Source organism: Streptomonospora nanhaiensis (assembly GCF_013410565.1).
In the GTDB taxonomy this organism is placed as follows: domain Bacteria; phylum Actinomycetota; class Actinomycetes; order Streptosporangiales; family Streptosporangiaceae; genus Streptomonospora; species Streptomonospora nanhaiensis.
Map to the genome: position 1 here is coordinate 1633274 of NZ_JACCFO010000001.1, position 25101 is coordinate 1658374.

The 25101-nt window shown below is 75.9% G+C and carries 20 protein-coding genes and 1 pseudogene; 10 read left to right on the forward strand and 11 right to left on the reverse strand.

All coding sequences use genetic code 11. From position 1 onward, the window contains the following. Nucleotides 1-247 precede the first annotated feature (247 nt). Nucleotides 248-775, reverse strand: coding sequence for a GNAT family N-acetyltransferase (locus HNR12_RS07075; RefSeq protein ID WP_179766737.1), 528 nt, complete (start codon nucleotides 773-775; stop codon nucleotides 248-250). An 87-nt stretch (nucleotides 776-862) separates the two neighbouring features. Here HNR12_RS07075 and HNR12_RS07080 point away from each other — a divergent pair, with 87 nt between their 5' ends. The 3 genes from HNR12_RS07080 to HNR12_RS07090 all read left to right on the forward strand — a co-directional run bounded on the left by HNR12_RS07080 (nucleotide 863) and on the right by HNR12_RS07090 (nucleotide 3229). Further along, complete coding sequence (locus HNR12_RS07080) at nucleotides 863-1627, forward strand: transposase (RefSeq protein ID WP_179766738.1); 765 nt, start codon at nucleotides 863-865, stop codon at nucleotides 1625-1627. 66 nt (nucleotides 1628-1693) lie between these two features. Then, nucleotides 1694-2512: an APH(3'') family aminoglycoside O-phosphotransferase gene (locus HNR12_RS07085; protein ID WP_179766739.1), complete on the forward strand. Its 819-nt coding sequence runs from the start codon at nucleotides 1694-1696 to the stop codon at nucleotides 2510-2512. A 126-nt stretch (nucleotides 2513-2638) separates the two neighbouring features. Then, nucleotides 2639-3229 (forward strand): phosphatase PAP2 family protein, encoded by a 591-nt coding sequence (locus HNR12_RS07090; RefSeq protein ID WP_179766740.1) that lies wholly within the window; start codon nucleotides 2639-2641, stop codon nucleotides 3227-3229. A gap of 245 nt (nucleotides 3230-3474) precedes the next feature. Here HNR12_RS07090 and HNR12_RS07095 read toward each other — a convergent pair whose 3' ends face one another. From HNR12_RS07095 to HNR12_RS07120, 6 genes and pseudogenes are all read right to left on the reverse strand, one after another. Next, nucleotides 3475-4074, reverse strand: a complete 600-nt coding sequence (locus HNR12_RS07095) for a DUF3618 domain-containing protein (RefSeq protein WP_179766741.1) — start codon at nucleotides 4072-4074, stop codon at nucleotides 3475-3477. Further along, complete coding sequence (locus tag HNR12_RS07100) at nucleotides 4050-4496, reverse strand: phage holin family protein (protein ID WP_179766742.1); 447 nt, start codon at nucleotides 4494-4496, stop codon at nucleotides 4050-4052. Before HNR12_RS07100 ends, HNR12_RS07095 begins: the two co-directional genes overlap by 25 nt. Nucleotide 4497: 1 nt before the next feature. Further along, on the reverse strand, nucleotides 4498-5109 hold the full coding sequence (locus HNR12_RS07105) for a hypothetical protein (protein WP_179766743.1): 612 nt from the start codon (nucleotides 5107-5109) through the stop codon (nucleotides 4498-4500). Between the two features lie 247 nt (nucleotides 5110-5356). Further along, a complete protein-coding gene (locus HNR12_RS07110) occupies nucleotides 5357-6835 on the reverse strand; it encodes an alpha/beta fold hydrolase (RefSeq protein WP_179766744.1) in 1479 nt (492 codons plus the stop codon). A gap of 557 nt (nucleotides 6836-7392) precedes the next feature. Further along, a pseudogene (locus tag HNR12_RS07115) lies at nucleotides 7393-8864 on the reverse strand (GntP family permease). A 1-nt stretch (nucleotide 8865) separates the two neighbouring features. Continuing rightward, nucleotides 8866-10635 carry a dihydroxy-acid dehydratase gene (locus HNR12_RS07120; RefSeq protein ID WP_179766745.1) on the reverse strand — a complete coding sequence of 590 codons (1770 nt, stop codon included), beginning with the start codon at nucleotides 10633-10635 and terminating at the stop codon, nucleotides 8866-8868. 29 nt (nucleotides 10636-10664) lie between these two features. Between HNR12_RS07120 and HNR12_RS07125 the strand changes: the two genes are divergently transcribed. Continuing rightward, entirely contained in the window at nucleotides 10665-11414 is a 750-nt protein-coding gene (locus HNR12_RS07125) for a GntR family transcriptional regulator (RefSeq protein ID WP_246425021.1), read from the forward strand. Nucleotides 11415-11424: 10 nt separating this feature from the next. On the opposite strand, the gene HNR12_RS07130 is transcribed toward HNR12_RS07125, so the two are convergent. Beyond that, nucleotides 11425-12297 carry a LysR family transcriptional regulator gene (locus tag HNR12_RS07130; protein WP_179766746.1) on the reverse strand — a complete coding sequence of 291 codons (873 nt, stop codon included), beginning with the start codon at nucleotides 12295-12297 and terminating at the stop codon, nucleotides 11425-11427. A 149-nt stretch (nucleotides 12298-12446) separates the two neighbouring features. Here HNR12_RS07130 and HNR12_RS07135 point away from each other — a divergent pair, with 149 nt between their 5' ends. The 4 genes from HNR12_RS07135 to HNR12_RS07150 all read left to right on the forward strand — a co-directional run bounded on the left by HNR12_RS07135 (nucleotide 12447) and on the right by HNR12_RS07150 (nucleotide 16154). Then, nucleotides 12447-13376, forward strand: coding sequence for an MBL fold metallo-hydrolase (locus HNR12_RS07135; RefSeq protein ID WP_179766747.1), 930 nt, complete (start codon nucleotides 12447-12449; stop codon nucleotides 13374-13376). 160 nt (nucleotides 13377-13536) lie between these two features. Continuing rightward, entirely contained in the window at nucleotides 13537-14340 is an 804-nt protein-coding gene (locus tag HNR12_RS07140) for an SAM-dependent methyltransferase (protein ID WP_179766748.1), read from the forward strand. A gap of 217 nt (nucleotides 14341-14557) precedes the next feature. Further along, nucleotides 14558-15586 (forward strand): YihY/virulence factor BrkB family protein, encoded by a 1029-nt coding sequence (locus tag HNR12_RS07145; RefSeq protein ID WP_308118355.1) that lies wholly within the window; start codon nucleotides 14558-14560, stop codon nucleotides 15584-15586. A 115-nt stretch (nucleotides 15587-15701) separates the two neighbouring features. After that, on the forward strand, nucleotides 15702-16154 hold the full coding sequence (locus tag HNR12_RS07150; RefSeq protein WP_179766749.1) for a DUF4383 domain-containing protein: 453 nt from the start codon (nucleotides 15702-15704) through the stop codon (nucleotides 16152-16154). Nucleotides 16155-16167: 13 nt separating this feature from the next. Here HNR12_RS07150 and HNR12_RS07155 read toward each other — a convergent pair whose 3' ends face one another. The 3 genes from HNR12_RS07155 to HNR12_RS07165 form a co-directional block, all read right to left on the reverse strand. Beyond that, the gene (locus tag HNR12_RS07155) at nucleotides 16168-17028 is read right to left on the reverse strand and encodes an alpha/beta fold hydrolase (RefSeq protein WP_179766750.1); all 861 of its coding nucleotides are present in this window, start codon (nucleotides 17026-17028) and stop codon (nucleotides 16168-16170) included. Then, entirely contained in the window at nucleotides 17025-17552 is a 528-nt protein-coding gene (locus HNR12_RS07160; RefSeq protein WP_179766751.1) for a GbsR/MarR family transcriptional regulator, read from the reverse strand. Before HNR12_RS07160 ends, HNR12_RS07155 begins: the two co-directional genes overlap by 4 nt. 151 nt (nucleotides 17553-17703) lie before the next feature. Beyond that, complete coding sequence (locus HNR12_RS07165; RefSeq protein ID WP_179766752.1) at nucleotides 17704-19290, reverse strand: glucuronyl esterase domain-containing protein; 1587 nt, start codon at nucleotides 19288-19290, stop codon at nucleotides 17704-17706. Between the two features lie 1613 nt (nucleotides 19291-20903). Here HNR12_RS07165 and HNR12_RS07170 point away from each other — a divergent pair. Together HNR12_RS07170 and HNR12_RS07175 are read left to right on the forward strand one after the other, a co-directional pair. After that, the gene (locus tag HNR12_RS07170; RefSeq protein ID WP_179766753.1) at nucleotides 20904-23933 is read left to right on the forward strand and encodes a beta-ketoacyl synthase N-terminal-like domain-containing protein; all 3030 of its coding nucleotides are present in this window, start codon (nucleotides 20904-20906) and stop codon (nucleotides 23931-23933) included. Nucleotides 23934-24244: 311 nt separating this feature from the next. Continuing rightward, nucleotides 24245-24988, forward strand: a complete 744-nt coding sequence (locus tag HNR12_RS07175; protein ID WP_179766754.1) for an Atu4866 domain-containing protein — start codon at nucleotides 24245-24247, stop codon at nucleotides 24986-24988. The last annotated feature ends 113 nt before the right edge of the window (nucleotides 24989-25101 follow it).

The following is a 25101-nucleotide window of genomic DNA, read 5'->3' on the forward strand; positions in this document are numbered from 1 at the left end:
CGTCCCGGTCCTCCGCGCCTTCAGGGGCACCGAACACGGCGGAACGGGCGCCGAGCCCGCTCCGCTCCCCCGCCCACGGTCGCCGGACACGGCGACGAACCGCGGATCGCCCGCCCACAGAAGCGGGACGGCCGGTGCGGGAGCGCTCGCGTCGTCATCGTCGATCCTTTGCGGGCGCTAAAGGCTGTCCCGTAACCGCTGGTCATGCGTCGCCAAGCCCCGCGCCGGCTTGCGAGCGTCAGGGTCGTCACCGGGTATCGATGCACAGATCCCGCATGTACCAGTCGAGCCGTGTCCCGTCCGCGCCGCGTGTGTGCTTGTCGGGGGTAAAGCCCGCCCGGGGGGCGACCGCGGAAGACGCGGCGTTCTCCGGCTCCACCCGGATCACAGCCTGCTTCGCTCCCTCACTCGCCGCATATCGGGAGACCAGGATGACCGCGCGGGTGGCCAGGCCGCGCCCTCTCCAGGACGGGTAGAGGCCGTAGGCGACATTCACCTGGCCGGGAGACAAGCCCTCTGCTGTGAAGCGCAGGTCGATCGTCCCCGCGAGCGCCTCGTCGATGCCTACCCGGATGCCGAAAGCGCGGAGTGGGCCGGCTGTGTCCCACTGTTCCCGGCAGTGCCGGATGTAGGCCTCGACGCCCTCGCGTGTGCCGGGACCGCCGCTGAGCCAGCGCACCAGCCGCTCATCCTCCCCCGCGAGGTGCGCCTCCGTGTCGTCCAGGCGTAGCGGGGACAGAGTGATGATCCCGTCGGACAGCTTCACCTCATGCATCCGGCGATTCTTGACGCCTGAGCTGCGTTGCGCCATTGGATTCTGCGGGACATCGCGCAGAGCCCCACCACAAGAGATGATCTTGGGGTGGCCGGTGTGATCACGGCGTCGGAGCCTTCCCGGACGGTCCCGTTCACTGGGCTGGGCCCACGTCAGTTCAGCAAGCCGATGACCGCGCTGCGCCGCGAAGGCGCGGATGCGGTCCGCAGAGGACGGCCCTGGAGCTTGCCGTTGGAGGATCGGGTTCTGCTGGTCGCCGCGTACCGGCGCACGAACCTGACGCCGCGGCAGCTTGCGCCGCTGTTCGGCATCTCGAAGTCGGCCGCCGACCGCAGCATCGCCCACCTCGGGCTCTTGCTCGCGCTCCAGCCGCGCGGGCGGTCCCAAGGACACCGTGCCGATGGTGGACGGATGGTGCCCACCCGTGACCACACCGTCGCCGACCAGTCGAAGAATTACCGGTACTCAACCAACCACCAGGTCGTCATCGATGCCGACACCCGGCTCGTGGTCGCCGTCGGCCGGCCGGTGCCCGGCAACCGCAACGACTGCAAGGCGTGGGAACTGTCCGGCGCGAAGGGGGCTGTCGGCAGGACCACGGTCATCGCGGACGGCGGCTACCGGGGCACCGGCTTGGTCGTCCCGCACCGCCGCGAGCGCGGCCAGGCCGAACTCCCGGCCTGGAAAGAGGAGCACAACGCCTCTCACCGCAAGGTCCGCGCCCGCGTCGAGCACGTCTTCGCCCGGATGAAGGGCTGGAAGCTCCTCCGCGACTGCCGCCTGAAAGGTGACGGTGTTCACCACGCCATGCTCGGCATCGCCCGCCTGCACGACCTCGCCCTGGCCGGGTAACGAAGAACGGACCGGTCAACCGGCACTTCCATAGATCGTTTACGGGACAGCCCTTATGCTGCGGCCGTGTCCGAATCCCGTGCCCTGCTCCCCGGTGACGGGTGGGAACCCGTCACCGGTGGTGAGTCCGGGGCGCTCGTCTTTCGGTCCGCTGACGGCACGCGGTACGCCAAGTGCGTCTTCGGCGACGCGGCGGCCGGGCTTGCCGCCGAACGGGACCGCGTGGAGTGGCTCGGCGCCCAGGGCGTGCCCGCTCCCCGGGTCCTGGACTGGACCGCCACCACCACCGGGGCCTGCCTGGTGACCGGCACCGTGCCGGGGGTGCCCGCCGACCGCGTCCCGGCGGCGGCGCTGCGCGCGGCCTGGGAGCCGATCGCCGACGCGGTCCGCCGGCTGCACGCGCTGCCGGTGGCCGCCTGCCCCTTCTCGCGCGACCTCGCCGCCATGGCCGCCACCGCGCGCGACGTCGTCGCCCGGGGCGCGGTCAACCCCGACTTCCTGCCGGTCGAGCAGCAGGACACCCCGGCCGCCGACCTGCTCGCCCGTCTGGAGCCCCAGGTCGAGCGGCGCCTCGCCCAGGAGGCGGCCGACGCGGTGGTCTGCCACGGCGACCTGTGCCTGCCCAACATCGTCCTCGACCCCGAGACCCTGCGCGTGGCCGGGTTCATCGACCTCGGCCGCCTGGGCCGGGCCGACCCCTATGCCGACCTCGCCCTGCTGTTCGCGACCGCGCGCGAGAGGTGGGCGGAGGAGGACGGCGGCGACCGGAACGGCGCCCGCCGGGCCGCCGAGGCCGAGGAGGCGTTCGCCGCCCGCTACGGGATCGCCCTCGACCGCGACCGGGAGCGCTTCTACCTCCACCTCGACCCGCTTACCTGGGGCTGAGCCCCCGCGCAGTCGGCGCCCGCAGCGCCCGGTCGGCGCCCTGCCGGGGCGGTGGCGGTGCGGTCGCGGCGGGGTGGCGGCGGACACGGCCCGTGTGACCGCCGCTGGACCGGGTAACCGCTGGTCATGGGCGCATCGAAGCGGCTGCACCGCGTCGACCGCAGGCTCGTCCGGCACGCGGCCTCCTGGCGGCCGCCGTGGGACCGGCGGCTCCGCGCGGCGCTGGAGACCGCCAGCGAGCACACGCGCGTGTGGTGGGCGGCCGCCGCGCTGATGGCGGCGGCCGGAGGGCCGCGCGGGCGCCGCGCCGCCGCGTTCGGGCTGGTCGGCATGGGGCTGGCCGAGTTCCTGTCCAACGGCGTGTGCAAGCGGGTCTACCACCGCCACCGCCCGCCCGAGGACCTGGCGCCCGACGAGGAGGCGTGCGACCGGCCCAACGGATCGTCCTTCCCGTCCGGGCACACCGCCGCCGCGGTCGGGTTCGCCGCGGCCGTGGCCGGGGTGTCGCCCGCGTGGGGCGCGGCCTGCGCGGTCCCGGCCGGGCTGGTCGCCCTGGAGCGGGTGCACGCGGCCAGCCACTACCCCAGCGACGTCGCCGCCGGGGCCGCCATCGGCGCGGCCAGCGCCTGGCTGGCCCACCGCGCCCCCCGGCCGCCCCGCGCCCTGGTGGCGCGGTGGGCGGGGCGGGCGCGGCGCGCCGTCGCGGCGTGGCGCTGAGGCAGAGGCGGTACCGGTCCCCCGAGGTCAGGTCCCCGACGGACCGGCGAAGCGGCGATGTCGGCCGGTCGCCGGACGGAACCGACCACGGCCCATGCCCCGCGCTCGCTCGTGCGCCGCTCCCCCGCACGCGCCGGGCCCGCCGCCCGGCGCGTGGAGCGCGGGGCGGCGGGCCCGTGACCGCACCGGTCGCCGGCCGGCCGTTCCCGGTCCGGCCCGGGCCGATCGGGGCCCGGGCCGGCGGTTCAGCGGTCGCGTTGGTGGGAGGCCACCGTCTGGCCGGACTCCTTGGCCGCGGCCGAGACGTGCTGCGCGTTCTCCTGGGCCTGCTGCCCCGTGGTCTGGGCGGCTCCCTGCGCCGTACCCTTGACCTCCTGGGCGGCCTGGCGGGCCGACTCCTTGGCGCCGCCCTTCAGCCGCTCGGCCGACTCGGTGACCGACTGCTCGACCGGGGTGACCACGTCGCCCGCCTGCTCCCGGAGCCGCCGCGCCGCCTGCCGCTCCGCCCGACTCTCGGAGAGCACCGACGCCGCCAGCAGGCCCGCGCCGAAGGCGATCAGCCCGGCGGCCACCGGATTGCCCTCCGTCTGGTGGGCGACCCTGTCGGGCACGGAGCGCACCGCCTCCATCGCCTGCCCACCGCCCTCCTTCATCGAACCGGAGGTCTGGGAGGCGCTGCCCATCATGCGTTCGCGCATGTGCCGGGCGCGGTGGCGCATCCCCTCGGTCCGCCGGCGCGCGATGGCCCGCGGGCTGGTGCGGTCGGTGAGCCGGTTGACGTCGCGGGTCAACTCGGCCCGCGTCTGCTCGATGTCGCCTCTTATCTGGTCGGGTGCCGTGCCCATTGCGCGTCCTCCTTCAGCGTCTCGACGGTCCGCTCGGGCTTGGGCGATACCTGGCGCATCCTGCTCCGCCCCACGACGAACAGGACCGCGCCGATCACGGCCCACACGGCGGCGACGATGAGCGCCGCCCAGCCCGCGGGCATGACCGCGGCCAGGCCGAAGACGGCCGCCAGGCTCACCAGCACGAGCACCATGTAGCCGGCGAACGCGGCACCGCTCAGCATGCCGGCGGCCTTGCCGGCCTTGGTCGCCTCCTCGCGCACCTCCGCCTTGGCCAGCTCGACCTCCTGGCGGAGGAGCTTCTGCACGTCCGCGACGAGCTCGCCCACGAGGTCGCCGAGCGACCGGTCGTGGTCGGCGCGCTGCGCGGGCACCTCCTGGGCGGCCCGCTGCTCCGGGGGTGTGGCGTACGGGACGGTCATCTCACCTCACCTCGCGGTACTGCGGCGGGACCCCGGTCTGCTGCTCGGGGATGCCGCGGGGTTCGTGGGCGGTCTCGGCCTGGGGTCGGGACTCCGCTTCGGGGCCGCCCGCCGCGTCGCCGGAGTCGGCCGCGCGGGCGGACTTCACCAGCCGGCCCACCGCGAAGCCCGCCGCGGCGGCACCGGCCAGGAAGAGCGCGGGGCGCCGGCGGGCGAAGGACTGCACGTCGTCGAGCACGCCCTGGGCGCCGTTGCGCTCCAGGTAGTCGGCCGCGGCGTCGCCGCGCTCGGCGAGCCGGTGCACCGCGCCGCGCGCCGGTGAGCCCGTGTCCGCGTTGTCGGCCATCGACCCGAGGTCGCGCGACCACTGCCGCAGGCCCTGGCACAGGCGCTGGGTCTGCTCCTCGGCCTCGTCGGCGATCCGGCCGCGCATGTCCTCGGCGACGGCGCGGGCCTGCGAGCGGGACTCCGCGGCGACGTGGCGCACCTGGTCGCGCGCCGTCGACGCGACGTCGGCGGTGGCCGACCGCGCCTCCCCGGCGGTCCGCGACGCCTGCTCCTTGGCCACCTGACCGGTCTGCTGCTCCGGCCCGGCGCTGGTCTCAGATCTCATCACCGGTGCCTCCTCAAGACGGTCCGTTGGGTGCGGTCCCCGTTCGGCTACCCACCACGCCGGGGTCAATTCACCCTCGTCTCACCCGCGTCCGGGGGTTCCGGGCGCCGCCGCACCGGCCGGTGGCGCCCGGCTGCGGGAGGCGCGGGCGCCCGAGGCCGGGGAGTGGCCGCCGCGGAGGTCCGGTTCACCGCGGCCGGGGCCGTCCGGGTGCCGCGCGGGCGGTGCCCCGGACGGCCCACCGGGGTCAGCAGCCGGTGCCGGGCGGCGGGAGTTCGCGGGTGCGCAGGTAGGTGTCGGCGTGGGCGACGACGCAGGCGTTGCCGTTCCAGTACAGGCCGTGCCCGGGGCCGTCGTGGACGATGGAGACGCTGCCCGGCACGCTTGCGACCGCGCGCGAGGTGGAGCCGAAGTCGCTCCACGTGCCGGCGCCCAGCAGCGGCGGCACGCCCTCGGGCAGCGGGCCGGGCGGGTTGGTGACCGGGGTGGGCCAGCCGGCGCAGGTGAGGATGCTGCCGTACATGTGGAGGCGGCCGCCGGTGTTGGGCGCGACCTCGCTCAGCCGCGCCACGGTCGCCGCCATCTGGGCGTGGTCGGCGGGGCGGTTCCAGTCCAGGCACTCGACCACGCCGGGCTGGGGGAACCCGGGGAAGGGGCGGTCGGGGTCGCGCACGAACCCCGACGCGTCGCCGTCCTCGGCGGCCAGGACCGCCTCGGCCAGCTCCCGCCACGTCGCGCCGGGCCGGTTGGCGGTGAGCACGGCGAACGCGGTGGCCTCCAGGTCGCGGCCGGTGTAGTGGACCCCGGCGACCGGGGCGGGGATCGGGTCGGCGTCGGCCCTCGCGGTCAGCGCCCGCCAGCGCTCCGCCACGTCGCTTCCGTGGAGCGCGCAGGACTCCTCGGCGGCGCACCAGTCGGCGAAGCGATCGAACGCCGTGTCGCCGTCGCGGGCGAAGCCCTCGTAGACGGCGTCGCCCTCGCGGGTGTGGTCGGCGGTCCCGTCGAGGTAGAGGGTCCGCACCCGGTCCGGGTACTGCCGGGCGTAGCTCTGGCCGATCACGCCGCCGTAGGAGGTCATGTGCAGGTTCAGCCGCCGCTCGCCCAGGGCGGCGCGAATGGCCTCCAGGTCGTCGGCGTGGTCGGCGGAGCTCATGTGGTCGAACAGCGCGGGGCCGGCCGCGCGGCACTCCTGCGCCACGGCCCGGTTGGCGGCGGCCAGTTCGGCGAACGCGGCCTGGTCGGCCGGCACGGCCGGGGTGGCGGCGTAGCGCCAGTCGCAGTCCAGGGGCGTGCTGAAGCCGCCCTGGCCGTTGGGGGCGCCGCGCAGGTCCCAGGTGACAATGTCCATGTGCTCGCGCAGGCCGGCGAAGGAGTCGCCGTAGGCGCCGAGGTAGGCGATGCTGAACCCGATGGGCCCGCCGGGGTTGACCACCACGCTGCCCTCGGCGCCGCCGCGGCCGGTCTCGGGCAGCCGGCCCACGGTCAGCGTGATGTGCCGCCCGCGGGGTCGGTCGTGGTCGACCGGCACGCGCAGGGTGGCGCACTCCATGCCGGTCCCGTAGTCGCCTTCGGGGCAGGCGCCCCAGTCCAGGCGCTGCCCGCTCCCGGCGGCGGGGGCCTCCGCCGCGTCGGCCTCCTGCGCCCACGCGGGGCCCGGCGGGAAGGTGAGGGCGGCGGCGAGGGCGAGGGGCAGCACGGCCGCGGTCGCGGCGGGTCTGCGGTGCATGGCGGCTCCCTGGGAGGCGAGGCGGTCTGGGGTGCGGTCTGCGGCGCACACACTCTCCCGCGCGCGGACCTTCCCCCGCATCGGGCCGCGAGCCGGTTTTGCGCCTCCGACCGGGGGCCGAGGCGCGCGCGGCCCCGGCGGGCGCCTCCGCCCCCGGTATGACGGCCCGGAGTGGGAGGGGCGCCGGGTGTCGGCGGCGGCCGCCGGCGTCGGCGCATGGCGAGATCCGCTGGGCCTGCGACACCTGGCTCGCCCGCTCCGACGGCGGGCTCAGCGGCGGTCCCGTGCTCACCGCCTACGCGGCCGGCACCGAGGTGGGCTCCGTCAGCCTGGGGCCCTTCATCAGCGCCGAGGGCGCCGGCCCCGCCTGGACCGGTCGGCCGTTGCCGTCCCCGAACCGGCGGGCACGCGGCTGCCCCCCGGGCTGCCCGCGCCCGGCCGGGGGCGGTACCACGGCTTCTCCGCCGAGGTTTGGTAGCCGCACGGGAGCGCGTCCGCCCGGTCCCCCGCGGCCGCGGGGCCGGAGGGGGCCGGGCGCAGGGGCCGCGCCGACCGCGTCAGGCCACGACCAGGCTGAGCAGCAGCGCCGAGGCGAACCCGGTGAGGCCGACGATCGTCTTCATCACCGTCCAGGACTTCAGGGTGTCGGAGACCGACATGCCGAAGTACCGGTTGGCCATCCCGAGTCGTTCACGTGCGAGAACGCGGTCCCGCCCGAGGCGATCGCGATGCAGGTGAGGGCCAGTACGGGGTCGCTGACGTCCATCTGGGCGGCGAGCGGCTGGGTGAGCGTGGCGCCGGTGATCATGGCGACGGTGCCCGACCCCTGCGAGATCCGGATGACCGCCGAGGAGATGAACCCGAACGCCACGATCGGGATGCCCCAGCCGGTCATCGCGTCGGCCAGGATCTCGCCCACGCCCGAGTCCACCAGCAGCCCGCCGAACACGCCTCCCGCGCCGGTGATCAGGATGATCACGCCGGCCGGGGCGAGCGCGGCCGTCGCGGTCTCCTGCAGCTCGGCGAGGGTGGCGCCGCGCCGCACGCCGAAGAACCACAGCGTGTACAGGCAGGTGAGCAGCAGGGCGATCACCGGGTGGCCGACGAACGCCAGCGCGGTGTGGGCGGCGCCGCCCTCGGGCAGCAGCGCGCCGCCCGTGGTGCCGGCCAGGATCAGCACCAGCGGCAGCAGCAGCGCCCCGATGACCGAGCCAAATCCGGGCAGCGACGCGGCCGGGGAGGTGCCGCCGTCGGCCCGCGCCTGCGGGCCGCCCGCTCCCTCGCCGGATCCGCCGGCGCCGGTGCCCTCAGCCGCCTCAGCGCCTTCAGCGCCTTCGGCGCCCGCCGCTCCCGTGCCGGCCGGGCGCCCGCCCACCTCCGCGCCCGCGGGCTCGATCGGCGCCGGCACGTAGATGCGCTCGGAGATGAAGCGGCCGAAGACCGGACCGGCGACGACCACGGCCGCGCCGCCGCAGACGACCCCGAACAGGATGACCAGCCCCATGTCGGCGCCCATGATCCCGGCGGTGGCGATCGGGCCGGGGGTGGGCGGGATGAAGGTGTGGGTGACGCTCAGCCCCGCGCACAGCGGGATCCCGTAGAAGAGCAGGGACCGCTTGGTGCGCCGGGCGATCTGGTAGAGCATCGGCACCAGGACCACGATTGCGACGTCGATGAACACCGCGATCGAGACGAGGAACCCGGCGCAGCCCAGCCCCCAGGCGACGTGCCGGTCGGGGAAGCGGTCGATCAGGGTGGCGGCCAGCCGCTCGGCCGCGCCCGCCCTGCGCAGCACCTCGCCGAACACCGACCCCAGCCCGATGACCAGCGCGACCTCGCCCAGTCCGCCGCCCATCTTCTCGACGACGAGGTCCACCAGCTCCACCGGCGGGGTGCCGGTGGCCAGGCCGAACGTGATGCTGACCAGCAGCAGCGCGATGAACGCCTGGAACTTGAGCCGGATGACCAGGAACAGCAGCAGGACCACGGCGAGCACGGCCGCGGTCACCAGCCACGCGGTGGACTCCATGTCACTCCCGTCCGGGCCCGGTCGCCGGGCCGGTGGGGACCGCGCCGCGGTCGGTGGCGGACCGGAGGAAGCGGAAGTCGCAGCCCTCCTCGGCCTGCGTCACCTGCTCGACGTAGAGCCTGCGGTAGCCGCGCTCGGGAGCGGGGGGCGCGGCGGGGGCCTCCTCGGCGCGCCGGCGCAGCTCCTCCTCGGAGACCTCCACCTCGATGACGCGGTCGCGCACGCTGAGGCGGACGGTGTCGCCGGTGCGCACGTAGCGCAGCGGGCCGCCGACCGCCGCCTCGGGCGAGACGTGCAGGACGATGGTGCCGGCGGCGGTGCCCGACATCCGGCCGTCGGAGACGCGCACCATGTCGCGGACCCCCTTGAGGGCGAGCCTGCGCGGGATGGGGATGTACCCGGCCTCGGGCATGCCCGGGGCGCCGACGGGGCCGATGTTGCGCAGCACGAGCACGTCGTCGGGCTCGACGTCGAGGTCGGGGTCGTCGATGCGCGCGGCCATGTCCGCGGAGTCCTCGAAGACGACGGCGCGGCCGCGGTGCTCCATCAGGTCCTGGTCGGCGGCGGCCTGCTTGATGATGGCGCCGTTGGGGGCGAGGTTGCCGCGCAGCACGGCGATACCGCCGGCGGGGTAGACGGGTTCGCTCCGGGGCCGGATGACCTCCTGGGCGAAGGGCTCGGGCGAGCGGTCCAGCTCCTCGCCCAGGGTGCGGCCGGTGACGGTGAGGGCGTCCAGGTGCAGCAGGTCGCGGATCTCCCGCAGCAGCCGCGGCACGCCGCCGGCCTTGTGCAGGTCCTCCATGTAGTGGCTGCCGGCCGGCTTGAGGTCGACCAGGACGGGGGTCTCGCGGCTCATCGCGTCGAACCGGTCCAGGTCGAGCGTGTAGCCCAGGCGCCCGGCGATGGCGGCCAGGTGCACGATGGCGTTGGTGGAGCCGCCCACGGCCAGGAGCACGCGCAGCGCGTTCTCGATGGCCTCGGGGGTGAGGACGCGGTCGACGGTGAGCCCTTCGGCCGCGAGTTCGGCGGCGCGCCGCCCGGTCAGCTCGGCGACGCGCATCCGGTCGGCGGTGACCGCGGGCGGTGTGGCGCTGCCGGGCAGGGCGATGCCCATGGCCTCGGCCACGCAGGCCATGGTGCTGGCGGTGCCGGCGACCGAGCAGGTGCCGACGCTGCCGACCAGGCTGCCGTTGACCTCGGCCATCTGGGCCTCGTCGAGTTCGCCGCCGCGGTGGCGGCCCCAGAACGCCCGGCAGTCGGTGCACGCGCCCACGCGGGCGCCCCGGTAGGCGCCGGTGAGCATGGACCCGGTGACCAGCTGGATGGCCGGCTTGTTGGCGGATGCGGCGCCCATGAGCTGGGCGGGGACGGTCTTGTCGCAGCCGCCGATGAGCACCACGGCGTCCACCGGCAGCGCGTTGATCATCTCCTCGGTGTCCATGGACATGAGGTTGCGCAGCAGCATGCTGGTGGGCTGGGAGAAGCTCTCGTGCAGCGAGATGGTGGGGAACTCGACCGGCAGCGCGCCCGAGAGCAGCACGCCGCGCCGCACGGCCTCGATGAGCTGCGGCGCGTTGCCGTGGCAGGGGTTGAACCCGCTGCCGGTGTTGACGATGCCCACGACGGTCCGGTCCAGGGCGTCGTCGGTGTAGCCCGCGCCCTTGATGAACGCCTTGCGCAGGAAGAGCGCGAACCCGGCGTCCCCGTAGTCGGTGAGGTTGCCGCGCATGCCGCGCGGCGCCGCCGGGTGCCCGGCCCGATCATCGGTCATTATCGACTCCATTATTGATAATCTTGGCAATGAAGCTCGGCCATGGAACCACGGCCGTGTGGTCCGCGCAACTACGATGGGAGCCGCGCATCACGCGCGGCCCCGCCACGGAAGGGATGGACGTGCCCGGCACACGCGCCACGAGTTCGGTCGACCTCGCCGAGCAGTTGGAGGAGGAGATCGTGCTCGGCCTGCGCTATCCGCGCGAGCGGCTGGTCGAGGACGACCTGATGGCGCGCTTCGACGCCAAGCGGCACGCGGTGCGCAGCGCGCTGCGCGAACTGGAGACCCGCGGGCTGGCCGAGCGCCGCCCCAACGCGGGCGCGTTCGTGCGCTCCTACACCGCCAAGGAGGTCCGCGACCTCTACGCGGTGCGCGAGATCCTGGAGGTCAGCGCCGCGCGGATGATCGACCTGCCGGCGGCCGAGGGCTGCGTCGAGGAGCTGACCGAACTCCAGCACCGGCACGACTCCGCGATCGAGGCCGGCGACCTGCGCGCCGTCGTGCGGGCGAACATGGCCTTCCACGACGCCCTCTTCGCGCTGACGGACAACACCGTCCTCACCCAGACGATCCGCCGCCACGCCCGCATGGCGCACGCGATGCGCTCGGTGACCGTGACCTCGCCGGACTTTTTGGACCGCAGCCGGCGGGAGCACTGGACCATGATCGAGGCCCTGCGCGGCGGCGACCCCGACCTGCTGGCCGACACCTGCCGCGCCCACCTGCTCCCCTCGCGCGACGCCTACCTGAGCCGGGTCGCGGGCGCGCTGGACTGAGCGGGCGGGGCTACCGCGCCGCCCCGCCCCACAGCTCGGCCGCGACCCGGATGAAGGCGCGGATCGCCGAGTTGGCGTCGCCCCTGTTCCAGGCCACGACCAGGCGGCTGGGCGGCATGTCCGCCAGCGGCACCGCCGCCAGTCCCTCGGGCGGGGTGCGGGTGAGCGGCGCCATGCCGACCGTGCCGTTCCACAGCACCGCCTGGAGGCACTCCTGTGCGGTGCGGACCACGGGCCCCGCTCCCCCAGCGCCGCCCGGCCCGGCCGGTGTCCAGTAGGCGCTCCACACCGGGTCCGCGCCCTCGGGCAGCCGGAACCACGGGCGGTCGGCGAGGTCGGCCACGCGCAGGCGGGGGCGGGCGGCGAGGGGGTCGTCGGCCCGCAGGATCGCGCCGACCGGGTCGGCCCGCAGGACGCGGACGCTGATCCCGGCGGTGTCGAAGGGCGCCCGGGTCAGTGCCACGTCCACCAGCCCGGCGCGCAGCCCCCCGGTGGGGTCGGCGAAGTCGGCCTCGCGCACCCGCACCCGGACCCGGGGATGGCGCTCGCGGTAGGCGGCCGCCAGGAGCGGCCCGGCCTGCTCGGCGCTGTCGGCGAGGGTGCCCACGGTGATGGCGGCGGCGCCCGCCTCGGCGGCGACGTCGGCGCGCGCCCGCTCGGCCTGGTCCAGCAGGGCGCGCGCCCGCTCGTAGAGCACGGCCCCGGCCGGGGTGAGCGCGACACCGGTCGCCGAGCGGCGCAGCAGCTGCGCGGACACCTCGGCCTCCAGCTGCTTGATGGCGCGGCTGAGCGGCGGCTGGGTCATGTGCAGGCGCTCGGCGGCGCGGCCGAAATGGCGCTCCTCGGCGACCGCCACGAAATAGCGCAGCAGGCGCAGTTCCATGAGCAGACACGATATCCGCGCGGTATCGGGCCGACCGGACCGGTGTTGGACGCCCGCACCCGTCCGGCGCTGGACTTGGGGTGCAAGGACGTCGGCGGGCGTCGCTGGTTTCGGCCGCCCGCAACCCGCATGTGTGAGGAGCCCCGACCATGGCGCAGCGCCAGACCACCGACCCCCGGGTGCGGACCGAGGGGGCGCGCGAGATCGCCCCCGACCTGGTGGTCATCCCCGACCAGGGGGTGCGGTTGGTCCCCAACATCGGCGTCATCGGCGGCACCCGCGCCGTGCTGGTGGTGGACACCGGCCTCGGCCCGGACAGCGCGGAGGAGGTCCTGGCCTACGCCGCCGCCCGCGCCGGAGACCGCCGCCTGTACCTGACGACCACCCACTTCCACCCCGAGCACGCCTTCGGCGCCCGGGCCTTCGCGGGCCGGGCCGTCTACCTGGCCAACCGGGCGCAGGCCGCCGACCTGGCGGCCAAGGGGCCGGGGTACCTGGACATGTTCCGCGGGCTGGGCGACCACGTGGCCCGGCGCCTGAGCGGCGTGGACCTGCCCGCGCCGGACGTCGTCTACGAGGAGTCGGCCGAACTGGACCTGGGCGGGCGCGTGGTGCGCCTGCGGGCCGTGGGACGGGCACACAGCCGGGGCGACCAGGTGGTCGAGGTGCCCGACGCCGGGGTGGTGTTCACCGGGGACCTGGTGGAGGCCGGGCAGTTCCCGATCCTCCCGTGGTTCCCGCCCCACGACACCGACGTGTCGGGCACCGGCTGGATCGCGGCACTGCGGCGGCTGGCGGCCGAGGAGCCGCGCACGGTCGTCCCCGGCCACGGCGCGGTCGGCGGGCCGGACCTGCTGGCCGACGCCGAGGGCTGCCTCCGCCTGCTGCGCGACGAGACGTGGGCACGCCGGGACGCGGGCATGCCCGAGGAGCGGACGGCGGCCGAGGTGGCGGCGGTGCTGACGGCCCGCTACCCCGACTGGTCCGAGCCGGAGTGGATCGAGAAGGGCGTCGGCTGCCTGTACACGGAGCACACGGAGCACACGGCGACGGCGGAGGACAAGGAGAAGGAGGGCTGAGGCGGGACGGGGCTGAGGGGAAAGGGGGGCGCGGCCCGATCCGGCCGCGCCGGGCGGTGCCGCCGGGCTTGCCCGTCGATCCGCCCGCCCCCTTGAATGGTCGGCGTACCCCTCCCCGCGCCCCGCCGGGGCGCCCCCGCAGGAAGCAGGACCCATCACCGTGCCCACCGAGACCCCCCGGCCCGCGGTCGACACCTCCGTGCCGCACAACGCCCGCATCTGGAACTACTGGCTGGGCGGCAAGGACAACTACGCCGTCGACCGCGAGATGGGCGAGCGGATCCGCTCGTTCTTCCCCGAGATCGTCGACAACGCCCTGGCCGACCGCGCGTTCCTCGTCCGCACCGTCACCCATCTGGTCCGGGACCGGGGCGTGCGGCAGTTCCTCGACATCGGCACCGGGCTGCCGACCCACAACAACACCCACGAGGTCGCCCAGTCCCTGGCGCCGGAGGCGCGCGTGGTCTACGTGGACAACGACCCCCTCGTGCTCGCCCACGCCCGCGCCCTGCTCACGGGCACCCCGCAGGGCGCCACCGCCTACGTCGACGCCGACCTGCGCGACCCCGAGGCGATCCTGGCCGCCGCAGGCGCCACCCTGGACCTCACCCGGCCGGTGGCGCTGATGCTGCTGGGCGTGGTCAACTTCGTGGCCGACGACGCCGAGGTCCGCGCGGTCCTGGACCGGCTGCTGGGCGCGCTGGCGCCCGGCAGCTACCTGGTGGTCTCCCACCCCACCGACGACCTCGACCACGAGCGGGCCCACCAGGTCGCCCGCGCGTGGAACGAGCAGGGCACGCCCAAGCTGACGATCCGCTCGGCGGAGGCGATCTCGGCCCTCTTCGACGGCCTGGAGCTCCTGGAGCCCGGCGTGGTGTCGTGCTCCCTGTGGCGGCCCGGCCCTTCCGACGTCGGCGGCCTCCGCCCGGTCGCCGAGTACGGCGGCGTCGCCCGCAAGCCCTAGGAGCGCCGCGGCGCCGGCGCCTCGGTCCGCCTCGGCGCGCGATGCGGTGAATCGGCGGGCCGTGCCTGGGTAGCCGGAGGGCAGCAGAGGACCGAGAACCCGGTCCCCGCGCCCGCCGGCCGCCGCCTCCACGACGGCGCAGGCCCGGGCGCGGGGGCCGCGCCGCCGTCCCGCGCCCGCCGCGCGGGCGGCGGCCCGCACTTCGGAGGTGAGGCGGGTGGCACGGCATGGGGAGCAGCACGCGCAGGCGCGGCCCGAAGCCGGCCCGGGGCGGATCCCGCCCCAGCAGGCTCCGCCCGAGCAGCCGACCGACATGCCCAAGCGGTCGTGGACGGGAGTGCTCAAGCGCACGGCCGCGGAGTTCAAAGACGACAACCTCAGCGACTGGGCCGCGGCGCTCACCTACTACGCGGTGCTGTCGATCTTCCCGGCGCTGCTGGCACTGGTGTCGCTGCTGGGGCTGTTCGGCAGCGGGGCGATCCAGCCGCTGATCGACAGCCTGGGCCGGGTGGCCCCGGCCAACGTCCGCGACATCCTGACCGGGGTGCTGACCAGCCTGCAGAACAACCGGGGCGCCTCGGGGATCGCGTTCATCGTGGGTCTGGCGGTGGCCCTGTGGTCGGCCTCGGGCTACGTGGCGGCGTTCATGCGCGCCGCCAACGCGGTGTACGACATGCCCGAGGGGCGGCCCTGGTGGATGCTGCTGCCGCTGCGCGTGGGCATCACCCTCGTGGTGGTGGTGCTGCTGGCCGTCAGCGCGGTCGCGGTGGTCTTCACCGGCGGGCTGGCGCAGCAGGCGGCGAGCCTGCTGGGGATCGGCCCGACGGCGGTGACCGTGTGGAACATCGCGAAGTGGCCGGTCATCCTGCTCTTCGTGATCTTCATCCTGGCGCTGCTGTACTGGGCCGCGCCCAACGTCAAGCCGCCGGGGTTCCGCTGGATCACCCCGGGCAGCGCCATCGCGGTGGTGCTGTGGCTCGCCGCCTCGGCGGCGTTCGCGTTCTACGTGGCCAACTTCAGCTCCTACAACCGGACCTACGGCACGCTGGCCGGCGTGATCGTGTTCCTGGTGTGGCTGTGGATCTCCAACATCGCGGTGCTGCTGGGGGTGGAGTTCGACGCGGAGATGCAGCGGGGACGCGCGATCCGCGCCGGGCAGCCGCCCGAGGCCGAGCCCTACGCCCGGCCGCGCAGCACCCGCAAGCTCGACGAGCGGGAGCGGCAGCGGGTGCGCCACCCGGTCTGACACCGCGCCGCGCGCCCGCCGGGCGGGGCCGGTTGCCCCGCCCGCGCCCGGGTAGCGGACCTTTCGGCCGGGGCCCGGACACCGCCCGGCCGCCGCGACACTCAGGAGGAGCACGATGAGCCGCTCATCGCAGCCCGCGGTCCCCGACGCCACCCGCGGTCCCGCGCGCATCGCGGCGGGGGTCGTGGGCGCCGTCTTCCTCGTGGTGGGGATCCTCGGCTTCATCCCCGGGGTGACCACCGGGTACGACGACCTGGGCTGGGCGGGGCACCACTCGACCGCCATGCTCTTCGGCCTGTTCCAGGTGTCGATCCTGCACAACATCGTGCACCTGCTGTTCGGCGCGGCCGGACTGGCGGCGGCCGCGGTGCCCGCGGCGGCGCGCGGGTACCTCATCGGCGGCGGGGCGGTCTACCTGCTGCTGTGGCTGTACGGCCTCCTCGTCGATCCGCACTCGGGCGCCAACTTCGTGCCGCTGAACACGGCCGACAACTGGCTGCACCTCGTCCTGGGGGTCGGCATGATCGGTCTGGGCCTGGTGGTGCGCCGGGGCCGCGGCAGGCGCTGACGCGGGCGGCCGGCTAGCCGGCCAGGAAGTCGGCGATCAGGGCGTTGACCCGCTCGGGCGACTGGCGGTTGGGCCAGTGGCCGTGGCCTTCGAGGACCTCCAGCCGGGCGCCGGGGACCAGGCGGGCCGCCTCGGCGGTGCGCGCGAGGGGGACGGCCGCGTCCCGGTCGCCCTGGACGAACAGGGCGGGGCAGGAGATCTCCGGCAGCCGGGGGCGCAGGTCGACCCGCATGCGCCAGAACCCGATCGAGTCGTTCTGCCAGTCGGAGGACCCCGCGCCGGCGGCGCGGACCTCGGCGTGGACCTCGTCCACGATCTCGTCGAGGTCGGCGGCCGGACCGGGGATCAGGGCGCGCCGGGTGAAGCGCTCGACCGCCGAGCGGCTGCGGAACGCCAGCGTCGGGAGCGTGCGGTTGAGCAGCGGCGCCTTCGCCGTGAGCCACAGGAGCTGGTGGAGGACCGGCGGGAACGACAGGACGCCGGCCGGGGCGAGCGCCACCAGGCGGTCCACCCGGTCGGGGTGGTCGATGGCGTAGGCGAGCGCGAGCGCGCCGCCCTGGGACAGCCCGACTAGGGCGGCCCGCTCCAGGCCGAAGTGGTCGAACACGCCGCTGAGGACGTCGAGCATGGCGGCGTGGGTGGCCCGGCCGCGCCAGGGGCGGCTGCGGCCCTGCTTGGGCCAGTCGAGCGCGAGGACGCGGTGGCTCGGGGCGAGCGCGGGGATCAGCCGCCGCCAGCTCAGCAGGGCGCTGTCGATGCCGGCGCCGCTGAGCAGCACCACGGGGGTGCCCTCGGCGCCGGCCTCGACGACGTGCAGGGCGCCTTCGGGCCGGCGGATCCAGTGGTCGCGCGTGCCGGGCGCGGGGGCGGTCACGTCCGGTCCCCGGCGCCGGAAGCCGCGGCATCGAAACCCTTGGCACCGGTGCCCTCGGGGGTGTCGGCGGCTTGCTCCCACCGCCGCCACAGCGCGGGCAGCTCGTCCTCCAGGAACAGGTAGAGGCGGTGCACGTTGGCCAGCCGCTCCCGCCGCTCGGGCGGGGAGTCGGGCAGCGCCGCCAGTCCGCGCTCGGCGACACGGCGGAAGGCGGCGGTCTTGGCGTAGCGGGCGGCCAGCATCCGGCTCCAGCCGTCGGGCGGGATGCTGAGGTACTGGTCGCGCCGCCCGGGCCTGCGGGTGCGCCGGACCAGGCCGCTGGGGGTGAGCAGCCGGACGGCGCTGCTGATGGAGCTGCGGCTGACCTGCAGGGCCTCGGCCAGCTGGGCGGGGGTCTGCTCCGGCGGGTCGCAGACCAGCAGCCAGCCGATGACGCGGCCGGCGATCAGCGGCATGCCCTCCTGCTCGAAGAAGGCCGCGACCTCGTCGGCGAACTCCAGCTCTGTCGGTGCGGGGTCTCCCATACCGCCACCCTACGCTCATTGCAGTCATGACTGCAACAACGGCAACGGTCGGCACGGGCGGCCGTCGGGCCGACGACGGGGGCGCGCCCGCGGCCGGGCCCCCGCCCCGGCGGCCGGGCGTGGCCGGGGCGGGGGCTCGTTCCGGGGTGTGTCAGGGACTGCTGCAGCCGATGCCGGTGGGCGCGGCGGCCGAGCCGGTGGCGGTGAAGCCGAACGTCGCGGTGCCGTCGGCCGCGAGGGCGCCGTTCCAGGGCGTGTTGGTCACCGTGACGGTGCCGCCGCCGGTGGTGTGCCGGCCGTTCCACAGGCTGGCGATGGACTGCCCGGAGGCCAGGTCCATGGTGACGGTCCAGCCGTTGAGGGCGCCGCCGGAGGTGTTGCGGACCTCGACCTCGCCCTGGTAGCCGCCGGACCAGGTGTTGACCGCCGTGAAGTCGGCGGCGCAGGCGCCGACCGGATCGCCGCCGCCGTTGTCGCCGCCCCCGTTGTCGCCGCCGCCGGTGCCGTCGTCGGTCAGCGTCGGCGTCTGCCAGGTGCGCCACGCGGACAGGTCGCCGGACTCCCGGGGCGAGACCCGGAACACGCCGGGCGCGCTGCCGCTGCCGAGCAGGAAGCGCTGGATGTGCTGGCGCAGGGGACCGCTCCACTCCGATCGCGACGCGCAGTGGGTGCCGTCCTGGACGTCGGACCAGTAGGAGATGTTCTGGCCGGCGCCCAGCGCCCGGTACACCTCGGCGCCGCCCCGGGCCGCCACGCTGCCCGATGTCGCGCCCAGCCAGTCGACGTGCGGGTTCTCCATGATGAACAGCCCGCGCGGGGCGACCATGGCGACGATCTGGTGGGTGTCCACCGGCAGCGCGGCCGGGTTGCCCGTGTAGGAGCCGAACGCGTCGCCCAGCCACGGCTGCTCGGAGTAGGCGCTGCTCAGCGGCTGGGCGCCGCTCTCCCGGGCCGCCGAGCGGAACGCGGGCACGCCGCCGGTGCCCGACTCGATGGGCATGGTGAGGTCGACGCACTCGTCGAACGCCCCGGCCACGAACGCGCCCTTGCCGAACCGGGAGCACCCCGTGACACCGGTGGCGTCGGCGCGCAGCACGCCGCCGCCCGACTGCTCGATGACGTCGATGACCCGGCTCACGCCCCACGACCAGGCCATGAGCAGCCCGGTGCTGCTGGAGGAGCCGTAGAGGGTGTAGAACGCGCCCTGCTTGTTGCTGCGCGGGGTGCCCTCCCGCCCGATCGCGTAGGGGTCGAGGTTGATGACGGCCGCGCCGGAGGACTTGATGGTGGCGGTGTCGGCGCCCGTGCCGCCCAGGACCACGACGGCCGGGAAGGGGCCGGTGCCGCCGGGCAGGTCGACGCTCGCGGTGAAGCTCGCGCTGCGGCCCTGGTGGGAGACGTTCACGGTGATGCCGGTCCGCGAGACCGTCCCGGTGACGCTGCCGGGCTTGGGCGGCTTCTGCCCGTAGACGGCGGTCTCGGCGAGTTCGCGGATCTCCGCCCGGCGGCAGCGCCACTCCGAGGTGCGGGTGATGCGCGTGCCGTCGAGGCGGGTGAAGGGGTCGGGCAGCAGGGCGGTGGACGCGGGCCGGCCGGGGGCGACGGCGCAGTCGGCGCCGCCGTCCTCGGGGTCGGCCTGCGCGGCGGCGCCGGTCTGCGAACTCAGGACGGCGGCCAGGCTCAGCACGGCGGCGGCCGCGGCCGCCGCCCACCGGGGGCGGGGTCGATGGAACCGCAAGGGGGACCTCCAGGGGGGCGCGCGGCCGGCGGGAAGCGCCCCGCCGCCGCGCACCGGTTGGGGGATGTGCGCCGGAGCCGCCGCGCGGGATCCCCGGCGCGGCCGCCGCCCGGACGCGTACGGACGTCCTGCGGGCTGCCGTCGCGCGGGCGCCGAGGCGGAACCGGCGTGGAAGGGTTTCCATCGCAAGGACGACTTTCGGCAACATTCCAGTCTCGGAGCGCAATTTTCCGGAATGTTTTGGCGGGCCACCGGACGCTCCGCACGGGGCCGCGGAAGTCCGCGGCGGCCCGGCCCGCCGGCGGGCCGGGCCGCCCTGCGGCGCGCACCGCCGACGCCGCGTCCGGCGGACGCGGGGCGGCGGAGCGCGGAGGCGGAGGGGGCGCGCTGAGCAGCGGTTCGGCGCAGTGGGGCGGCACGCCGGAACGATGTTATTGCGCGGGCGGGACGAAAGTCGCAGAATCGGCGGCAAACCACCCTTAATTCGTCACAGCACGCACAATCGGACAAGTAGCGGGATAAATTCAACGGTCCCGCATGTCCGGTGATCCAGCCTTACCGGATCATGGATTTAGGGTGGCCCGTTTCCCGGGTTCCCGCACCCTGAAGCGTCGACGACACCCGGGATCGCGCACCCGCGGAGCAGAGCCCGATTCGCCGTTCGCGCCCCGCGGGAAACGCTGGTGACCACGGAGAACACCCGCCAGGCGAGGCACGCCTCCCTCGTCCGGCACGCCAATACCGCCACGGCCGCTGGCAGCGGCACGCACAAAATACGAATTTGTGATCAAGGTCATGTTCGCTGCGGAAGTGGCGGTGGGAAAGATCGAATTCGTGCTGCTTGACCACCTTCCTCCTCTCACGTCTCACTCCTCCGGATTTGCTGGTCGCACCGGTGTCCTGCCGGCATCCGCGGCCGCCCGGTGGAGTGCGCGCGAGGGCAGCACCCCGCGCGGAGCCGGCGCGCCCCCCTGGCCCGCATCCCCTGCGGGACAGGCGATCGCGCCCGTTCCGCAGGCCGTCCCCAGGATTACGAAGCGATACTGTCTTTAGGTCATTAGTGGGCAAACCGGCCATTGTTCGCATAGCGCCCACAGCCGGAAAAGACAGGAGGAATATGCGCACGATCCCGCTCGCGGACGGCGGCCGGGCCGCGCCCCGCCCCGACCGCCGCACGCACCGCCCGACCGATGGCGCCGCCGGCGCCCGGTCCTTCCCGCCCCCGCCCGCCCGCGTCCCGCCGGCCCCGGCCGCGTTCCGCTGACAGCCTCCAGCCACCGCCCCGCCCCCGACTGTGCCATCGGAACCGCACCAGCACCGCCCGCCGCGCGTTTCCACTCGCAGCACCCCCGCGCCCCGCGGTCCCCGCGTTCTCGCGCACCCGGTGCCCGACCGCGCCATCCGATGATCCCCTGAAGTCACCACGCGCACACGCGCTGCTACGAGGAGTGGTTCATGTCCTTCCCCGTCCCCTGCAGCACTCCGTCCGCCCTCGGCGGCCACGCCGCCCCGGCGCCGCCCGGCTTCCTATCCGGCCGGCGCACCGCTTCCGCCCCCGCCACTCTCCCCCGTACCGCGCGCACCGCGGCCGGCCGGCGCGAGCGGAGGTCCTCATGACGGCGCCGAGCGACACCGGCCCCGCCGGCCCCCGGAGACTCCCCGACGCGGGCGGCGCCCCTGAGCGGGCCGCGGTCGTGGGCATCGGGTGCCGCCTGCCCGGCGGCGTGGACGGCCCCGACGCGCTCTGGGCGCTGCTGCGGAGCGGCGGCACCGCCCTGGGGCCCCTCCCCCAGGACCGGTGGGCGGGCATGGTGGACCTGCTGCACGAGGAGGACCGGCCCAGCGCCCCGTGGACGGCGGGCGCCCTCACCGCCGAGGAGGTCGCCGCCTTCGACCACCGGTTCTTCGGGATCGACCCCGCCACGGCCGAGCGGACGGAGCCGCTGCACCGCCTGCTGGCCGAGACGGGCGTGGAGGCCCTGCAGGACGCCGGCGTCACCGTGGCCGAGGCGGGCGGGCGCACCGGCGTCTACACCGGTTCGGCCAGCGTCGACTCCGCCGCCGCCGTGTTCGGGGCCGGGCAGCGCCCCGGCCTGCTGGAGGTGGGCGGCGGCGGCACCGGCATGCTGGGCACCCAACTGGCCCGCTTCCTGGACGCCCGCGGGCCGCTGACCACCATCGACACCGCCTGCTCCTCCAGCCTTACCGCCCTCCACTACGCGCGGCGCGACCTGGAGTCGGGGGACGTCGACCTCGCGATCATCGCCGGGGTCAACTCGGTGTCCTCACCGGTGGTGACCCGCGCCTTCAACGACGGCGGGGTGCTCTCCGACGTCTGCCGCCCCTTCGACGCCAAGGCCGACGGCTACGTGCGCGGCGAGGGCGTGGTGGTGGTCGTGCTGCGGCGGCTGTCCGACGCCCGCGCGCGCGGCGACCGGGTCTACGCCGTCATCGCGGGCAGCGCCGTCAACAGCGACGGCCGCTCCCCCCAGGGCCTGGGCGCGCCCAGCGCCGAGGCCCAGGCCGAACTTCTGGCCGACTGCTACACCCGCGCCGGGATCGACCCCGCGCGGGTGGGCTACGTGCACGCCCACGGCACCGGAACCCGCGCCGGAGACCGCATCGAGGCCCAGGCCCTGCACCGGGTCTTCGCCCGCACGGCCGAGGACCCGCTGTGGGTGGGATCCAGCAAGGGCGCCATCGGCCACCAGGAGGGGGGCGCGGGGGTCGCGGGGCTGGCCGCGGCGGCGCTGGCGGTCCACCACGGCGAGATCCCGCCGACCGCCGGGCACACGAACCTGCGCCCGGCGCTGCGCCGACTGGCGATCCGGGTGCCCACCGAGGTCGTGGCGTGGCCCGACCGGGGGCCCGAACGCGTGGCGGGGGTGTCGTCCTTCGGGTTCGGCGGGAGCAACGCCCACGCCGTCCTCACCAGCCCGCCGGCACCCGACCGCGCCGAGGCGCGGGGAGGCGGGCCGGAGCGGGCCCACGTCCTGCCCGTCTCGGCGCACACCCCCGAGGCGCTGGCCGCCACCGCCGGCGCCTGGGCCCAGGCCCTGCAGCGCGCCGCCGCGCGAGAGGAGGAGGCGGGCGCGCCGGCCGGCGCCGGGCTGCGCGGGTTCGCCGCCACCGCCGGCCACCGCCGCGACCACCACGCGCACCGCGCCGCGGTCGTCGCCGCCACCACCGCCGAGGCCGCCCGGGCGCTGCGCGCGCTGGCCGCCGGGGAGGGGCACGCGTGCCTGGTGGGGCCCCGACGGGCCGCCGAGACCGCCCCCCGGCGCCTGGTGTGGGCCTTCGGCGGGCACGGCGCCCAGCGTCCGGCCATGGGGCGGGTGCTGGCGGAGCGCTCCCCGGTGTTCGCCGCCGCGCTGGCCGAGGTCGGCGAGCACCTCGACGCGTGGGGCGCCCACCCCTCGTGGAACCCGCTGCGCGGCGAGCCGGCCGGCTACGCCGCCACCCAGCAGGCCGTCTTCGCCTTCCAGGTCGCCACCGCCCGCACGCTCGCCGCCTGGGGGCTCACCCCCGACGCGGTCATCGGCCACAGCCTGGGCGAGGTCGCCGCCGCCCACGTCGCCGGGGCGCTGAGCCTGGACCAGGCCGCCCGCGTCATCGTCGCCCGCTCGCGGGCGCTCCAGGAGGTGGTCGCGGAGGGGGCGATGCTGGCCACCGGGCTGACCGAGGCCCAGGCCCGCGAGCGCCTGGCGGACTACCCCGAACTGGACGTGGCGGTGCTCAACGGGCCGCGGGCCACCGTCGTCTCCGGGCCCCACGGCCCCCTCAAGCGCCTGGCCTTCGACCTCGCGTCCGACGGCGTGTGGCACCGCCTGCTGGAGGACGCCCCGCCCGCCCACTCCCGGATCGTGCGGCCCGGCGCCGAGCGGCTGGCCGCCGAACTGGCCGGGCTGGAGGCGGCGGCGCCCTCGGTGCCGATGGCCTCCACCGCCCGGCACGGCGCGCCCGCGCCGGTGACCGACGCCGCCTACTGGAGCGCCCAACTCCGCGACCCCGTGGACCTGCACGCGGCGGTGGCCCGCACCGCCCACGCCGGGCCCGCGCTGTTCGTTGAGGTGTCGCCGAACGCGACGCTGGCCACCCCGATCACCCAGATCCTCACCCACCACGCGCTGCCCGCCGCGCTCAGCGCACCCGGGGCGCTGGACGCCGACGAGCACACCGCGCTGCTGCACGCGGTGGCCGCCTGCTACACCCACGGCCGCATCCCGGCCTGGCCCGACCGCGGGCTGCCGCACGCGCCGCTGCCGCCGCTGCGCTGGCACCGCGCCACCGCCGAGGCGGCTCCCCCGCTGCAGGAGCAACTGTCGGGGCTGGGCGCGGCCGAGCGGCGGGCCCGGCTGGAGCACCTGGCCCGCACGCTGGTGGCCGAACTGGCGCCGGTGCCGGTCGGCCCCGACGACCGCGACACCAGCCTGGAGGAGCTGGGCCTGACCTCCCACGCCCGGCTGGCCCTGCGCGCCCGCCTGGCCGGCCTGGACCCCGCGCTCTCCCGGCCGGGGGCGCTGGACGTGGAGCACACCCCGACCATCGCCGGGCTCGGCGCCTCACTGGCGACGGTGCTGGAGGACGGGGGCGGGCCCGCGCCGGCCAAGGCGGCGGGGCACGGGTCGCGGCGTTCGGGGTGATCCGCTGACCCGGCCCGAGAGGGCCGGGGAGGAGGGAACGGGGGCCGCCGAGGCGCTTCGGCGGCCCCTTCTTTGTGGCGACGGCGGGTGCGGGCGCGGCCGGGGCGCCCGCGCCGCGCTGCGCCGGGGGGATGAGGGGCCGCCGGGATTGCCGGTGCCCTGCCGGGGTGTGTTCGTCCGGGGAGCGGTGCGGCCTGGTTGGGGCGCCCGAACGCGCCCAGAGTGGGTTTTCGGCACCACCGATCCACCCGGACCCCCCGCCCGTTGCACGCGATCCACCCGTTCCACCAGCCCGAAAGGCAGGCCCGGCCATGGCCCCTCCCGCGTTCGACACCGCCCTCCTGGAGCCCTACCGCTCCCCCGCCTCCCCTGCCGCAGCCGGGCGGCCGCTGCTGTTCGCGCACGCCCGCGTCCACACCTTCGACCCGGCGGTCGGCGACCTCGCCGACGCCGACGTGCTGACGGCGGGCGCGGAGGTCGCCGGGGTGGGCCCCGGGCTCCGCGCCGCCGCCGAGGCCCGCGGCGCGGTCGTGCTCGACTGCGCGGGCCTGGCGGTCGTGCCCGCCGTGGCCGGTCCGGCCGACGGCGCCGGCGCGCGGGAGCGCCCGGCCGGCCGTATCGGCGGGCTCGCCCCCGGCGGCCCGGCCACTTTCGCCGTGGTCCCCGCGCCCGCGTCCGGCCCGCCGGTACTGGAGTCGCTCATCTGGCGGCCCGAGAACGCGGTCGCGGTCCTCGCGGCGGGCCGGGTGGTGCTGCTGGACGGCCGCCCGGCGGCCGGCGCGGCGCCATGGTCGGGCCCGCGCCCGAGCGCCGTGGACGGCCCGCACCTGGGCCGGTGGGTGGACGACACCGGGTTCATCGTGCAGGACCTGGCGCCCGGCGGCCGCTACGACGAGGCGCGCGGCGGGCGTCCGCACGCCTACCAGGGCGCGTTCTGGATCGCCGGCGACCGGATCGTCTACCGTGACGACCTCGGGTTCTGGGCCTACGGCCGGTTCTGCGGCGGCGTCCTGCACCACGCCGGGTACACCTTCCGCCGCCGCGGCCGCCGCTGAGGCCGGGCCCGCCCGCCGCGCGCATCGGGACACCAGGTCGCCGCGCACCGGCGGGCGGCGGTCCGCCGGGCGTCCGCCCTGGTCCGGCGGCCGGCGCCCCTTCCCGCGGCCGC